General features: G+C 69.5%; 10 protein-coding genes. 8 read left to right on the top strand and 2 right to left on the bottom strand.

All coding sequences use genetic code 11. The features are described 5' to 3' along the window. The first annotated feature begins 299 nt into the window (after positions 1-299). From gltA to AC3AP7_RS25045, 7 genes are all read left to right on the top strand, one after another. Positions 300-1,601 (top strand): citrate synthase, encoded by a 1,302-nt coding sequence (gene gltA, locus AC3AP7_RS25075; protein ID WP_487363002.1) that lies wholly within the window; start codon positions 300-302, stop codon positions 1,599-1,601. Positions 1,602-1,770: 169 nt separating this feature from the next. Next, positions 1,771-4,050, top strand: coding sequence for an amylo-alpha-1,6-glucosidase (locus AC3AP7_RS25070; protein WP_487363001.1), 2,280 nt, complete (start codon positions 1,771-1,773; stop codon positions 4,048-4,050). Between the two features lie 65 nt (positions 4,051-4,115). Further along, positions 4,116-4,976 (top strand): MurR/RpiR family transcriptional regulator, encoded by an 861-nt coding sequence (locus tag AC3AP7_RS25065; protein ID WP_487363000.1) that lies wholly within the window; start codon positions 4,116-4,118, stop codon positions 4,974-4,976. Positions 4,977-5,160: 184 nt separating this feature from the next. Next, the gene (locus AC3AP7_RS25060) at positions 5,161-6,210 is read left to right on the top strand and encodes a C45 family autoproteolytic acyltransferase/hydrolase (protein ID WP_487362999.1); all 1,050 of its coding nucleotides are present in this window, start codon (positions 5,161-5,163) and stop codon (positions 6,208-6,210) included. 29 nt (positions 6,211-6,239) lie between these two features. After that, on the top strand, positions 6,240-7,586 hold the full coding sequence (locus tag AC3AP7_RS25055; protein WP_487362998.1) for an aspartate aminotransferase family protein: 1,347 nt from the start codon (positions 6,240-6,242) through the stop codon (positions 7,584-7,586). Positions 7,587-7,652: 66 nt separating this feature from the next. Continuing rightward, positions 7,653-8,210, top strand: a complete 558-nt coding sequence (locus AC3AP7_RS25050) for a carboxymuconolactone decarboxylase family protein (protein WP_487362997.1) — start codon at positions 7,653-7,655, stop codon at positions 8,208-8,210. Between the two features lie 649 nt (positions 8,211-8,859). Further along, positions 8,860-9,138: a YodC family protein gene (locus tag AC3AP7_RS25045; RefSeq protein ID WP_487362996.1), complete on the top strand. Its 279-nt coding sequence runs from the start codon at positions 8,860-8,862 to the stop codon at positions 9,136-9,138. 128 nt (positions 9,139-9,266) lie between these two features. On the opposite strand, the gene AC3AP7_RS25040 is transcribed toward AC3AP7_RS25045, so the two are convergent. After that, on the bottom strand, positions 9,267-9,575 hold the full coding sequence (locus AC3AP7_RS25040; protein ID WP_487362995.1) for a superinfection immunity protein: 309 nt from the start codon (positions 9,573-9,575) through the stop codon (positions 9,267-9,269). Positions 9,576-9,707: 132 nt separating this feature from the next. Between AC3AP7_RS25040 and AC3AP7_RS25035 the strand changes: the two genes are divergently transcribed. Then, complete coding sequence (locus AC3AP7_RS25035; protein ID WP_487362994.1) at positions 9,708-11,171, top strand: M20 family metallopeptidase; 1,464 nt, start codon at positions 9,708-9,710, stop codon at positions 11,169-11,171. Between the two features lie 160 nt (positions 11,172-11,331). Here the strand turns inward: AC3AP7_RS25035 and AC3AP7_RS25030 are convergent, their stop codons facing one another. Further along, positions 11,332-15,873, bottom strand: a complete 4,542-nt coding sequence (locus AC3AP7_RS25030; protein WP_487362993.1) for a DEAD/DEAH box helicase — start codon at positions 15,871-15,873, stop codon at positions 11,332-11,334. Between the last annotated feature and the right edge of the window lie 85 nt (positions 15,874-15,958).

Raw genomic sequence — 15,958 nt, 5'->3', positions numbered from 1 at the left:
CCGTGTACGCCAGTATCGCAGACCTGCTCGTGTTGCGCTGCACACCTGCGGAAAAACATTGTTGCGCGGACGACATCGCCTTTCATTTTGCTGGCAAATATCGCGAATCGTTACAGCCGGGCCGCGTCGCGGCGCAGTGCGAATGTTGCAAAGCGGGAGAGGCTGTGTTGCGTGGCGCAGCGCCAATCCGGGCGGCCCGCAACCGTAAAATGCACCGCGCAGGCCGCGTGCGATCTGCACGCCGGCCGGGTGCGGATCGTCCCGATTCGCGCACCATGAACACGAAAAGGACAGCGCCGATGAACGTCTCGAAGACCCACGCCACACTGAAGTTCTCCGATAGCGACCTGAGCGTCGAGTTGCCGGTCTACAAGGGCACGATGGGCCCGGATGTGATCGACATCCGCAAACTGTACGGCCAGACCGGCAAGTTCACCTACGATCCGGGGTTCATGTCGACGGCGGCGTGCAACTCGGCGATCACGTACATCGACGGGGACAAGGGGGAGCTGCTGTACCGGGGCTATCCGATCGACAATCTGGCGCAGAACGCGGACTTTCTGGAGACGTGCTACCTGCTGCTGAATGGCGAGTTGCCGGACGAGGCGCAGAAGACGGCATTCGTGAACACGGTGACCAAGCACACGATGGTGCACGAGCAGATGCACTTTTTCTTCCGGGGTTTCCGTCGCGACGCGCATCCGATGGCGATCCTGGTGGCGGCGGTGGGAGCGCTGTCGGCGTTCTACCACGACTCGCTGGACATCAATAATCCGCATCACCGGGAGGTGTCGGCGATCCGCATGATCGCGAAGCTGCCGACGCTGGTGGCGATGGCGTACAAGTACAGCATCGGACAGCCGTTCGTGTATCCGCGCAACGATCTGTCGTACAGCGCGAACTTCATGCGCATGATGTTCTCGAACCCGTGCGAGGAGTACGAGGTGAACGACGTGCTGGTGCGGGCGCTGGACCGCATCCTGATCCTGCACGCGGACCACGAGCAGAACGCGTCGACCTCGACGGTGCGGCTGGCGGGCTCGTCGGGGGCGAACCCGTTTGCGTGCATCGCGGCGGGCATTGCGTGCCTGTGGGGCCCGGCGCACGGCGGGGCGAACGAGGCGGCGCTGAACATGCTGGAGGAGATCGGCTCGGTGGAGAAGATTCCGGAGTTCATCCGCCAGGTGAAGGACAAGAACTCGGGGGTGAAGCTGATGGGCTTCGGTCACCGGGTGTACAAGAACTACGATCCGCGCGCGAAGCTGATGCGCGAGACGTGCCACGAGGTGCTGGAGGAGCTGGGGCTGCACGACGACCCGCTGTTCAAGCTGGCGATGCAGCTGGAGAAGATCGCGCTGGAGGACGAGTACTTCGTGTCGCGCAAGCTGTACCCGAACGTGGACTTTTATTCGGGGATCGTGCAGCGGGCGCTGGGGATACCGACGGCGATGTTCACGTGCATCTTCGCGATGGCGCGCACGGTGGGTTGGATCGCGCAGTGGAACGAGATGATTGCGGATCCGGAGCAGAAGATCGGCCGTCCGCGCCAGCTGTTCATCGGTGCGGCGCCGCGCGAGGCGAAGCCGATCGCGCAGCGCTGAGCGCGCTGAGCGATGCGCCGGGCGGCGCCGATGCAGGCCGCCCGGCACGCCGGCCCGCATGGAACGTGCCGGCTGCGCGGGTGCAAATCCCGCGTGCGCCTGTGTTAAGGTCGTTGCGTGGGCCGAGCGCTCCACCACCGGAACGAAGCCCCTTGCACAGGAGTGACTGATGCAGCAAGCCGAAGCCCTTGGCGGAATTTCGCACTCAGGCGGTGCGGATCACCACGAGCACGAACAGGACGGCGCATTCATCGCGCCGGAAAGCGAGAGCGTCGCGAGCACGGACCAGTCGGTGCTGAAATCGGGCGACACGTTCATCGTCAACGACGCGCTGGGCGACATCACGGGCCACGACGACGGCCTCTTCGTGAACGACACGCGCGTGCTGTCGCAACTGCGGCTCACCTTCGGCGGGCGCGCGCCGTCGCTGCTGTCCGGCGGCGTGAGCAGCGACAACGCGGCGTTCACCGCGCATCTGACCAACCGGCCGCTGCCGCCGCTCGGCGGCGACAGCACGCCCGAAGGCGTGATCCACGTCGAGCGCGTGCGCGTGCTGTCGGGCACCGTGCTCAACGAGGCGATCGCGCTCACGAACTACGGCACGAGCGATGCGGTCGTGCCGCTGTCGATCTCGTTCGCGAGCGACTTTCGCGACATGTTCGAGGTGCGTGGCCTGAAGCGCGAGCGCCAGGGGCGCATCGAGCCCGCGCGCGTCGAGAACGGCGAGGTGCTGCTCGGCTACGTGGGGCTCGACGACGTCGCGCGGCGCGTGCGCATCGCGTTTTCGCCGACGCCCGACACGCTGTTCGCCGATCGCGCCGACTACACGGTGCAACTGCCCGCGCAGGCATGCGTGTCGATCTATCTGGCGGTCTCGGTGCAGGTCGACGCCCACAAGGGCGGCGCGGACGCGGCCGTTGCGACGGCGACCCACGCGGTGAGCGAGGCGCATCTGTCGCAGATCGACGCGGCGCGGCCGCGCGTCGGGCGCGCCGCGGTGCGCGCCGCGCTCGTCGATGCGCACCTCGTGATGCGCGAGCGGCGCCGTGCCAGCGCGCGGGTGCGTTCGAGCAACCCGCTGTTCAACGCATGGATCGACCGCTCGCTCGCCGACCTCGGGCTGCTGACCACCGACCTCGACACCGGGCCGTACCCGTATGCGGGGATTCCGTGGTTCTCCACGCCGTTCGGCCGCGACGCGGTGATCACCGCGCTGCAGACGCTGTGGCTGCAGCCGGGACTCGCGCGCGGCGTGCTGCGCTTTCTCGCCGAGCATCAGGCGCGCGAGAACTCGGCGTTTCGCGACGCGGCGGTCGGCAAGATCATGCACGAGATGCGCAAGAGCGAGATGGCGGCCACCGGCGAGGTGCCGTTCGCGCTCTATTACGGCGGGGTCGATACGACGCCGCTGTTCATCGTGCTGGCCGGCGCGTATGTCGCGCGCACCCACGATCTCGCGCTGATCGACGAACTGTGGCCCGCGCTCGTGCGCGCCGCGCAGTGGGTCGCGGGCGTATGCGACCGCAATCGCTACGGGCTGCTCGATTATCAGCGCGAGTCGGCGGGGGGCCTCGCGAACCAGGGCTGGAAGGACAGTCACGACTCGGTGTTCCATGCGGACGGACGCTTCCCGGAAGGGCCGATCGCGCTCGTCGAGGTGCAGGCCTACGCGAGCGCCGCGTTCGATACGATGGCGCGCTTCGCGGCGCTGCGCGGCCTCACCGGCGACGCGCAGGCATACACGCAGCGCGCCGCGGGCATCCGGCGCTGCGTCGAGGAAAAGTACTGGATGGAGGAGGCCGGCTTCTACGGCATCGCGCTCGACGGGCACGGCGAACTGTGCCGCGTGCTCGCGTCGAATGCCGGCCATCTGCTCGCGTTCGGGCTGCCGGCGCGCGAGCGCGGCGAGGCCGTGGTGCGCGGCCTCGAATCGGCGCTGTTCCACACCGGCTGGGGCGTGCGCACGCTCGCGGCCGGCCAGGCGCGCTTCAATCCGATGGCCTATCACAACGGCTCGGTCTGGCCGCACGACAACGCGCTGTGCGCGCGCGGCGCCGCGCGCTACGGCGGCAAGGCGACCGCGGTGCACCTGCTGCAGGCGCTGTTCGAGGCGGCGGTGAATTTCGACATGCGCCTGCCCGAGCTGTTCTGCGGCTTTCCGCGCCGCCGCGGCGAGCCGCCCACCGCGTATCCGGTGGCATGCCTGCCGCAGGCCTGGGCCGCCGGCTCGCCGTTCATGATGCTCGAAGCGTGCCTCGGCGTGAGCATCGATGCGGCGCACCGCGAGGTGCTGATCGCGCAGCCCGCGCTGCCCGACGGCATCGACTGGCTCGAACTCGGCGATCTGCGGGTCGGCGACGCGAGCGTGACGATCACGTTCCGGCGTGTCGCGGGCAAGGTCGTGGCGTCTGCCGAACAGGGCGACGTGCGGGTCGTCGCCCTGCTCTGAGCGGGCGTCGGCGGGCGGGAGGCCCGGTGGTAACATCTGCCGTCACACGAGACCCGGACGCCCGCATGCCCGACAGCTTCGACCAGCTCGCCGCCCTGATCCGCGCGCGTTTTCCCGAACTGAGCCCGCAGTTCCAGCTGGGCGCGGCGTTTCTGCTCGACCATCCCGACGAAGTCGCGGTGCTGTCGATGCGCAAGGTCGCCGAGCGGGCCCAGGTGCAGCCCGCGTCGCTCGTGCGGCTGGCGCAGCAACTGGGTTTTCCGGGCTGGAACGAACTGCGCGGGCTGTTCGTCGCGCGTGTGCGCACGCGTCCCGAGCCGCTCGCGAGCCGCGCCCGCGCGCTCGTCAGGACGAGCGCGCGCGACGCCCTCGCGCGCGAGCTGCTCGCCGCGCAACGGCACAATCTCGACGTGACCGCCGCGCACAACGCGCGCACCGTCGTCGACGCCGCGCGCCTGCTGCGCCGGGCCGCGCATGTGCACGTCGCGGGTTTTCGCTCGTGCTATCCGGTCGCGTTCGGGCTCGTCTACGGGTACCGGCTGTTTCGCGCGTCGGTGTCGCTGCTCGGCGGCGAGGCCGGCACGCTCGAAATGCAGCTGCGCACGATCGGACGCGACAGCGCGACGGTCGTCGTCAGCTTCGCGCCATATTCGGCCGAGGCGGCGCGCGTCGCCGAAGCCGCGCTCGAAAAAGGCAGCAAGCTGGTCGCGATCACCGACAGTGCGGTGTCGCCGATCGCGCTGAACGCCGACAAGGTGCTGATTTTCGCGCACGAGAGCCCGTCGTTTTTCCCGTCGCTGGTCGCCGCGACCGCGCTCGCGGAATCGCTGGTCGCGCATCTGCTCGCGCTGGAGGGCCAGCAGGCGCTCGAACAGCTCGAACTCGCCGAGCGCGCGCTGCATGCGAAGGGCGCCTACGTGCCCTGATGGACGCGCCGTTTTCCTGCTGAAGTGAAGCTGTCCGCGATGCACGGGAAGCATCCACGCGTCCATGGCAACAACAAATGTTGTTATAATTTTCGTATGATTACCGAATGTTGAAATTAGGCGACGCCGCCGGCTCCTCGCGGCAGGGGCAGGCGGTCGTCGCCGCAACGAGGCGGGTGCGGCGATGCAACAGTGGAATGTGGTGAGGGTGACGGGCCGGCCGGACGATATCGGCTTCCAGCTCGGCGCGCTGGCGCGGCCCGTGATGGCCGGCTACCTCGCGCAAAGCGCGGCCTGGCGGGAGGTGAGCCGCTGGCGCGGCCATCCTTACGTGCGCGCGCTGCGCGCGGCGGCCGAAGCGCAGTGTCCGGCGCTCGTCGTGGAGCTCGACGGCATGGCCGCGGGCCTCGGCTGGTCCGTCGACGACGTGTTCCTGTGGAATTGCCGCGGCGAGCTCGCGCACCGCACGCCGGACGGCTGCACGACGCTCGCCGCCGTGTCCGGCCACACGCGCTTCATCGCGCACAACGAGGACGGCGATCCGTATCTGCGCGAGCGCTGCTTCATCGTCGACGTGCAGCCGGCCGGCAAGCCGGGTTTCGTCAGCTTTTACTATCCGGGCTCGCTGCCCGGCCACACGTTCGCCGCGAATCGCGCGGGGCTCGTCCAGGCGATCAACAACCTGCGCCTGCGCGAGCCCGCGGTCGGCGTGCCGCGGATGATCGTCGCGCGCGCGGTGCTCGACGCCGCCTCGCTCGACGAAGCGCTGACGCTGTTGCGCACGCTGCCGCGCGCGGGCGGTTTTCATCACACGCTCGGCAGCGCGGGCGATGCGCGCCTGTTGAGCGTCGAGGCGAGCGCGCGGCGCTGCGACGTCGTGGCCGTCACGTCGCTTGCGGGACACGCGAACCATCTGGTTCATGCCGGCAGCGAAGCCGAAGCGCAGATCGTCACCGCGTCCTCGCGCGACCGCCAGGCGCGCGTGGATGCGCTGCTGCCCGCGCTGCGCGCGCCCGTGAGCGGCGCCGCGCTGTTGCGCGTGCTGTACGACCGCGCGCCCGAGGGGCTACCGGTCTTTCGCGACGATCCGCTCGATCCGGACGGCGAGAACACGCTTGCGAGCGCGCTGTTTCGCATCGAGGCGGACGGCGTTGCCCTGCAGGTGCACCAGCAGGGGCACTGCACGTTCGACGCCTTCATTCCGGCGGCCGCCTCGCGCGGCGCCGCCTCCTGACCGTTTGGCCCCACCCGAGGATGCCCCGCATGAGCGCCGTCTTTCACCGTGTTCCCCGCCAGAGCCTGCCGGTCGCCGTGGCCGGCGACGGCATCGAGATCGTCGATGCGCAAGGCAAGCGCTATATCGACGCATCCGGCGGCGCGGCCGTATCGTGCCTCGGCCACAGCCACCGCCGCGTCATCGACGCGATCCGCCGGCAGGTCGAGCAGTTGCCGTATGCGCATACGTCGTTCTTCACGACGCAGGCGGCCGAGGAACTCGCCGCGCACCTGGTCGAGCACGCGCCGCCGGGGCTCGATCACGTGTACTTCGTGAGCGGCGGCTCCGAGGCGATCGAGGCGGCGCTGAAGCTGGCGCGGCAGTATTTCGTCGAGAAGGGCGAGCCGCAGCGGCGCCATTTCATCGCGCGGCGCCAGAGCTATCACGGCAATACGCTCGGCGCGCTCGCGATCGGCGGCAATGCGTGGCGTCGCGAGCCGTTCCTGCCGCTGCTGATCGACGCGCATCACGTGAGCCCGTGCTATGCGTATCGCGAGCAGCGGCCGGGCGAGGACGAGGAAGCGTTTGCGCAGCGCCTTGCCGACGAACTGGAGCAGACGATTCTCGCGCTCGGCCCGCAGACGGTCGCGGCGTTCGTCGCCGAGACGGTGGTCGGCGCAACGGCGGGCGCGGTGCCGCCGGTGCGCGCGTATTTCCGCAAGATCCGCGCGGTGTGCGACCGCTACGGCGTGCTGCTGATCCTCGACGAAATCATGTGCGGGATGGGGCGCACCGGCTATCTGTACGCGTGCGAGGAGGACGGCATCGCGCCCGATCTGCTCACCATCGCGAAGGGCCTCGGCGCGGGCTATCAGCCGATCGGTGCGACGCTCGCGAGCGCGCGCATCTACGAGACGATCGTCGGCGGCTCGGGCTTTTTCCAGCACGGCCATACGTACATCGGGCATGCGAGCGCGTGCGCGGCGGCACTGGAGGTCCAGCGCGTGATTGCCGAGGACGGGCTGCTGGAGAACGTGCGCGCGCGCGGCGAACAGTTGCGCGCGCAACTGCATGCGCACTACGCGGCGCATCCGCACGTCGGCGACGTGCGCGGGCGCGGCCTGTTCGTCGGCGTCGAACTGGTGCAGGAGCGCGGCAGCAGGACGCCGTTCGACCCGGCGCTGCGGGTGCACGCGGCGATCCGGCGCGAAGCGTTCGCGCGCGGGCTGATGGTGTATCCGATGGGCGGCACCGTCGACGGCCGGCGTGGCGACCATGTGCTGCTCGCGCCGCCGTTCATCTGCACGGCGCAGGACATCGAGCGCATCGTTGCCCGCCTCGCGGACGCGATCGACGCCGCGCTCGTATCATCCGGGGCACGCGCCGCGCGCTGACACGGCGCGCGATCGTGCCGCGGCCTGAGCGCGGCGCCCTTTTTCCCCAGCGAGGACCGGTTTCCGATGACGACGCGCCTTCCCCCCTTCGACCGCGCAAGCGCGACCCCCGAGCAAAAAGCGGTGCTCGACGAGATTCTGAGCGGTCCGCGCGGCAATCTGAACGGTCCGTTTCTCGGCTGGATCCACAGCCCCGCGCTCGCGCAGCATGCGCAGCGGCTCGGCGCATTTTGCCGCTATCAGACCGGTCTGCCGCTGCGGCTGTCCGAACTGGCGATTCTGGTGACGGCTGCCCGCTGGCAGGCGCAGGCCGAATGGTTCATCCATTATCCGATCGCGCGCAAGGCCGGCGTGCCGGAAGCGCTCGCGCAGGCGATTCGCTGCGGCGAGACGCCGGCGTTCGACGATCCTGACGACGCGCTGATTTACCGGTTCGCCGCCGAACTCTACGACACGAAGCGCGTATCCGCGGCGACGTTCGACGCCACGGTCGCCCGCTTTGGCCACCCGGTGACGCTCAACCTGGTGGCGCTGCTCGGCTACTACGCGCTCGTCGCGATGACGCTGAACGTCTTCGACATGCGCGCGGATGGCCAGCAGAGCCTGCCTTTTGCCGAACCCTGACGGTCTTCCCGGTTCTCGCCCAGCGTCCGTGCATGCATGTCCGTGCAAGTCCGCGCATCACGCATGCGCGGACGCCGCGTGAACCGCATCGCGCATTTCCGCATTGCAGCATCGCAAGCCGCGCCCATACGGAAAGCCTGCACAAAAATTACGCATTTTTCCGGGCCTGGCACGCCAGCATGACGCACGGATGACATAAACGGTGCAGCGCCGCACTTAAATCGCTCCGTTTCGCCCCCGGCTGATATTCATCCATGATTGCGTGATTTATGGATGGCCCCGTTCATTGCAATGCAATATAAATTGCAGCCTCATTAAAAAGACTTTGCAAAAGGCTATATTGCGGAAGGTTTTACGCCCGGCTGCCGCGCCGCCCAGGTAATGCCTGCCGACGCGGCAGGCAGGCCGGCAGTCCTGCGGATATCGAGGTTTTCCGGAGAGCATTATTTCGGGTTCCGGGCGAATGATCGTGCCGGTTGATATTCGCCGCGATGAAAACGGTATCACGAAAAATCGCTTGCAGCCTGAATATTCAATTGTTAATCTTGCGTCACTTCACCATTTCCTGAACCGCCAATCGTCTCCAGTCTGCGGTACCGGATAAAAATGGCTGGGCCTTTCACGCGGGGAATTGACACGGGGAATTGATATGCGGACTGCCATGCTCGATTCGTTTGATACGTCTTCAGTCCACCCCGTCAATGTGGGCGACGTGGTGACGCTGCGAAGCGGCGGTGCGCGCATGACGGTCACGTACGTCGGCCGCTCGGGTCGCGACGACGAAGGCGCACTGTGCCAGTGGTTCGACGAGCATGGCGAGCTGCGCCAGGAACGCTTCGATCATCATCAGCTGCAGCGCGAACCGCGTTCGATTCCGGCCGGCTCGGTGAAGCTGCGCGCGTTCACGCCGCTCGCGCAGACCCGCTGATTGCGGGATGACGCGGGTTATACGCGTCTTTTTCCGCCTCTGCCTCTGCCTCCGCCTCTGCCACGGTTCCCGCTTTCGCTCTTCTCATCGCGACGCGACAGCGCGCCTCGCGCGCGCCGCGATGCGCATCATGACGATTCGTTCTGCCGCTCGCTGCGGCGCCTCGCGCGCTGCGTGAGCAGCGTCGAGAAGTGCTTCATCCCGGTCGCGCGGCGCGTCAGCGTCACGTCCTGCGCGAGGCTGCGCGGCGGATTGGGCTGCAGCGCCCAGTACAGCGCGGCGAGCCAGCCGACCCCGGTCCAGCCGATGCACGCGTTGAACAGCGCAATGATCAGCACGTCGTCGCGCCGGCGCCGGTCGGCGATGATGGCCGGCAGGAAATAGAGCGCCAGCGTGACAAGCGCCGTCACGACCTGAACGACAACCCGGCTTCCCATGACACGCTCCGTGTTCCACGACGGTTTCCATTGTCGCGCGTTTTGCGGTGTACCGGCAGGCGCGGCGCGGCCTTTTGGGTTTGACGCGCGACGGGGCTATCATCGGGGTTTCGACTGCACGGACCGCTCATCATGATCTCAGACGATACCCTCGAGCACGGCGGCACGATCGACCACGATGCGCTGCGCGCGTTCGTCGATCGCAAGTGGAACGACGAGATCGTCCCCGCGCTCACCGACTACATCGCGGTGCCGGCGAAAAGCCCGGCGTTCGATCCCGACTGGGCGAGGCACGGCTACATCGAGCGCGTGCTCACGGACGCCGCGCAATGGGCCGAGCGGCAGCCGGTCAAGGGGCTGAAGCTCGAAGTGGTGCGCCTGCCGGGGCGCACTCCGGTGATCTTCTTCGAGACCCCGGCAACGCGCGCGGGCAGCACCGACACGATCGTGCTGTACGGCCACCTCGACAAGCAGCCCGAGTTCGACGGCTGGCGCAACGACCTCGGTCCGTGGACGCCGAAGCTCGAAAACGACAAGCTGTACGGCCGCGGCGGCGCGGACGACGGCTACGCGATCTATGCGAGCGTCACCGCGCTCGCGGCGCTCGATGCGCAAGGCATCGAGCGGCCCCGCTGCGTCGGCCTGATCGAGACCTGCGAGGAATCGGGCAGCTACGATCTGCTGCCGTATGTCGACGCGCTGCGCGAGCGGCTCGGCGAAGTCGGGCTGGTGATCTGCCTCGACTCCGGCGCGGGCAACTACGACCAGCTGTGGCTCACTACGTCGCTGCGCGGGCTTGTCGCGGGCGACCTCGAAGTGCAGGTGCTCGACGAAGGCATCCATTCGGGCGGCTATGGCGGCATTGCGCCGTCGAGCTTCCGCGTGATGCGGCAACTGTTCGACCGCCTCGAGGACGCCTCGAACGGCAACCTGCTGCCGAAGGGCTTCCATTGCCCGATTCCGGCCGAGCGGATGCGCGAAGCGGAAGCGACCGCGCGCATCCTTGGCGACGACGTGTGGAAGAAGCTGCCGTGGTCCTGTGCGCAGGACGGCCGCCAGGTGCTGCCGACCACCACCGATCCGAAGGAAGCGCTGATCAGTTCGACGTGGCGTCCGTCGCTGTCGGTGACGGGCGCGGCCGGGCTGCCCGCGCTGGCCGACGCGGGCAACGTGCTGCGGCCGCGCACCGCGTTCAAGCTGTCGCTGCGGCTGCCGCCGCTCGTCGACGCGGCGAAGGCGGTAGCCGAACTGAAGACGCTGCTCGAACTCGATCCGCCGTACAACGCGAAGGTCACGTTCCGGCCGGATACGGGCGCGGCCACCGGCTGGAGCGCGCCCGAACTCGCGCCGTGGCTTGCGGCCGCGCTGAACGGCGCATCGCGCGAGCACTTTGGCGCGGACTGCGCATTCATGGGTCAGGGCGGCACGATTCCGCTGATGAACGTGCTGCGGGAAGGCTTCCCGCATTCGCAGTTCATGGTGTGCGGCGTGCTGGGTCCGAAGTCGAACGCGCATGGGCCGAACGAGTTCCTGCACGTGCCGTACGGCCGCAAGCTGACCGCCACCGTCGCCGACGTGATCGCCGCCGCGCGCTGACGGGCCCGAAGACCGCCTGACCTGGCGCGCGGCGGCGAGGCGCACCACGCGACACGCGACACGCACTACGCTCCGCTCCGCGCCGGGTTCCTGATGACCGCCGCGACGACGTCGCGGCCCGCCGCTTGCGGGCGGGCGTCGCCGCTGCCGCCGTCGCCGCTCAATGACGATGCGCGAGCCGCATGCGCATCTGTTCGCGCGCCGGGCCGTCCGCGGCGTCCAGATAGACGAATTCCCCTGCCACGAGCTTCGCGACGGCCACGCCGTCCCGATAGAGCACGCGCGTGCCCGCGACAGCCGGCACCTTGTCGCCCGGCAGCAGCGTGCCGACCAGATTCAGCGGGTCGGTGCCGGCGACGCACACGAAGCTGCCGTCATGCGGATGGCGCCGCACCTCGCGCAGCAGCGCCACGGCCTCGGGCAAGGCGAACTGCTCGCCGGCGAAGCCGGCGACGAAGCGGCCACCTCGCAGGTCGCCGCGCGCTTCCAGCCGTTGCAGCGTGCGCAGCAGCTCGCGCCACGGCGGCAGCCACGCGGCCTCGCGTTCGAGCAGGCGCCAGAACACGACGCCGTAGCGGCGCAGCAGCGTCAGCGCGACGTGTTCGAGTGCTTCGGGCGACAGTGCGGGCCGATGCGGCGACCGCCCGGCGCGGCCCGGCGCGACGGTGCCGGCAGCGCTCGCTCGGTCCGGCGGATTCGCCGGGTCCACTGAGTCGCCGGCAACGGATGCGCCGCGCCTGAGCAGAGCCCAGCGCCCGGCGTCGTCCATGCCGCCGAGAAGCGGCCCGGAGCGCGCGCCGCGCCGTTTCGACCCGTGCGCGCGACGCGCGGCGGCCGGCCGCAGCAGCGCGCGCAAACCCGCGAAGCTGTCCGAATTGACGAGCCCCGCGGCCACCAGTTCGCCCAGAGCCTGTTCGAGTTCGATCGGCAGCAGATGCGCGTCGGCCGTCAGCTCGTCGAAGAACATCGCGCCGTGGCGCTGCAGCGCGTCGTACACGCGCTGCGCGCGAGCCGACAGCGCGGTGTCGGTTGGCGCCGCGCCGGCCGGCTGCGCGGCGTCGACGACGGTCTGCCACGGGAGGAGATCGCGGCGCGGCAGCAGGACGACCGGCGTGCTGCGCACCGGCGCCGCCGTGCGGGCGCGCGCGCCGAGGCGCGTCCAGACCAGCTTGCCGCCGCGGCACAGCGCGTCGAGCGTACTGCCCGCGTAGTCCTTCACGCGTGCCGGCAGGATCTCGTCTTCCCACGCGCCCGCCGCTGCTTCGAATCCGGCAAGCTGCGCGGCGACGGCGGCGAGCGCATCGTGACCGTCGCCGCGCGTGGCCGGGGTCAGATGCTGCCACTCGACCAGGAACCGCATGAAGTCGCGCGGCTCGACCGGCTCGATTTCGCGCCGCAGCCGCCGCACCGTATAGCGGTGAATCCGCGCGAGCAGATGGCGCTCGCACCATTCGTCGACGCTCGCCTGCGGGGTGAAGCGGCCGCGCATCACGTAGCCTTCGGCTTCGAGGCGCCCGAGCGCCTGGCCGATCGCGGCAACCGGCAGCGCGAGCGGCGCGGCCAGCGCGACGCCGCTCAGTGGACCGAGGCCGCTCAGGCGCGCGCGCACCACCTCGGTCAACGCATCGTCCGCGCTCCAGGGTTCGGCGAAGCCCTTCGGCGCGCATAGCGGCGGATCCGGTTCGACGCCCGGATAGAGCGCGCAGACACAGGTCAAGCGTTCGGCGGCGACCCATAGCGTCGCTTCCCGCGCGACGCGCAGCCGGGTCGCGCGTCCGCTTTCGGCCAGCGCGGCGAGCCATGCGGACCAGCCGGCGTCGCGCATGGCCTCCGCGTCGCTCACGCAGGCGAGCCCGTTCAGCGCTTCGTGCATTTCGTCGACGCTGCGCGGCTGCGGCCACGCTTCGTCGCAGACCGCGGCGATCGCCTGCGCGTCGAGCGCGCCCAGCTCGCTCGACGACGCGGGATCCGACCAGCGCCGGTTCAGCACGGCCTGGGTGCGGCGCTCTTCGAGCGGCGCGTCGTCGAGGAACGCGTAAGGCTTCGCGGTGAGGATCTCCGCGGCGAGCGGCGACGGCGCGGGCAGCTCGCGCGTGACGAGCCTGATCTCGCCCTGTTCGATCCGGCGCAGCACCTGCAGCCAGCCGTCGGCATCCATGGCGTCGTGCAGGCAATCGTCGATGGTCTGATCGACGAGCGGATGCTGCGGCAGCTCGCGCTCGCCGACGATATTCTCCAGACACGCGAGCTGCTCCGGGAACACCGCGGCGAGCAGATCCTCGCTGCGCATGCGCTGCAGCTGCGGCGCGCTCTTGCGGCCGGCGGTGAAGCGCGGCACCGCGAGCGACGTGACCGCGTTCCAGCGCCAGCGCGCGCCGAACAGCGGCGCGTCGAGCAGCGCCTGGACCAGCAGATGGCCCGCCGTGTTCGGGTGCAGGTAGCGCCAGACTTCGTCGAGCGCGAAGCTGTGGCTGCCCGTGAGCGACAGGATGATCGCGTCTTCGGTGGCGGCGGCCTGCAGCTCGAAGTTGAAGCTGCGGCAAAAGCGTTTGCGCAGCGCGAGGCCCCACGCGCGATTGATGCGGCTGCCGAACGGCGTGTGGATCACGAGTTGCGTGCCGCCGGATTCGTCGAAGAAGCGCTCCATCACCAGCGTGTCGTGTGTGGGCAGCGCGGTGAGCACCGCGCGGGCCCGCGCGAGATAGTCGACGATCTGCTGCGCGGCGGCCGGGCCGAGCGCGAGGGTGTCGCTCAGCCAGCGGAGCGCGCGGGCGGCCGCGTCGCTTGGGGCGTCCTTTTGTGCGTCGTTTTGTAAGTCCTTTTGCGCGTCGCTTTGCGCGCTGTCTCGTGTGCCGTCTTGCGCCGCGCCGGCCGCGTGCCCGGCGGGTGCGTCGAGCAGCGCGTCGAGTTGGGCACGCAGGCGCGCGACGCCGAACGACAGCGCGTCGCTGCGCCCCGGCGCTTCGCCGAACCAGAACGGGATGTTCGGCGGCTGTCCGTTCGCATCTTCGACCCGCACGCGGCCGGGTTCGATGCGCAGGATCCGGTACGACGTGTTGCCGAGCTGGAACACGTCGCCCGCGAGACTTTCGATTGCGAAGTCCTCGTTGACACTGCCGATGTTCAGCGCCTGCGGTTCGAGCAGCACGGCATAGTCCGCGTTGTCGGGAATCGTGCCGCCTGAAGTCAGCGCGACGAGCCGCGCGCCGCGCCTGCCGCGCAGCAGGCCGCCGACCGCGTCGCGATGCAGGTATGCACCGCGCGGTCCGTGGCGGCTCGTATAGCCTTGCGCGAGCATGTGCAGCACCGCGTCGTACTGCTCGCGCGCCAGCTGCGCGTAGGGTTCGGCGCGGCGCACCAGCGCGAACAGCGCGTCTTCGTGCCATTCGGCGCTGGCCGTCTCGGCGACGATCTGCTGCGCGAGCACGTCGAGCGGCGCGCGCGGGATGCGCACCGCGTCGAGCTCGCCGCGCCGCACGCAATCGAAGAGCGCCGCGCATTCGACGAGGTCGTCGCGCGACAGCGGAAAGAGCCGCCCCTTCGGGATCCCGCCCACGTGATGCCCGGAGCGGCCGACGCGCTGCAGGAACGGCGCGATTGCGCGCGGCGAGCCCAGCTGGCAGACTAGATCGACGTCGCCGATGTCGATGCCGAGTTCGAGCGACGCGGTTGCGACGAGCACCTGCAGCGCGCCGCGCTTCAGGCGCTGTTCGGCGTCGAAGCGCAGTTCCTTCGCGAGGCTGCCGTGGTGCGCAGCCACCGCTTCCTTGCCGAGCCGCTCGCCCAGGTGGCGCGCGACACGCTCGGCCATGCGGCGCGTGTTGACGAAGACGAGCGTGGTGCGGTGCTGCGCGACCAGCTCCGCGATCCGGCCGTAGACGAGCGTCCACGCGTCGTTCGACATGACCGCTTCGAGCGGCACCGGCGGCAGTTCGAGCGCGAGATCGCGCGCCCGCGCGTGACCGGTGTCGACGATCGCGCAGTCCGGCGCGGCGCGGCCGGCGTCCTCCGGCTGCGCCGCGCCCACCAGAAACCGTGCGATTGCGCCGATCGGCTTTTGCGTGGCCGACAGTCCGATGCGCGCGGGCGGTGCGCCGCACAGCGCGCCGAGCCGTTCGAGACTGAGCGCGAGGTGGCTGCCGCGCTTGCTGCCGGCGAGCGCGTGGATTTCGTCGACGATCACCGTGCGCGTGCTCGCGAGCATCCGGCGCCCCGACTCCGAGCCGAGCAGCACGTACAGCGATTCGGGCGTCGTCACGAGAATGTGCGGCGCGCGCTTGCGCGATGCATGGCGTTCCTGCTGCGTGGTGTCGCCGGTGCGCACCGACGTGCGGATTTCGAGCGCCGGCAGGTTGCGCGCGGCGAGTTCCGCGGCGATCCCTTCGAGCGGCTGCTGCAGGTTCAGGCGGATGTCGTTGGACAGCGCCTTGAGCGGCGACACGTACACGACCAGCGTGGCGTCGGGCAGCGTGCCGCCGTTCGCGAGGCCTTCGCGCACCAGTGCGTCGAGCGCCGCGAGAAAGGCGGTGAGCGTCTTGCCGGAGCCGGTCGGCGCGGCGACGAGCGTGGCGCGGCCGCTGCGGATCGGCGGCCATGCGGCCGCCTGCGCGGCGGTCGGCGCGGCGAACGTCTTCTGGAACCAGCCGGCCACCGCCGGATGAAAACCGTCGAGCACGCCGGGCGACGAAGCGGGGGCATTCATGCTGGCGAAAGTGGGGGCGTGACGGGCCATTTCCAGAGGGGGCTGCGGCTCAGCCATCGAAGGGAGCGGCTGCCAGTCTCGCAGG

This window comes from Paraburkholderia sp. PAMB 6770 (assembly GCF_057748135.1).
Note: the sequence above shows the minus strand (reverse complement) of the source record. Positions and strands in the feature narration are given on the sequence as shown.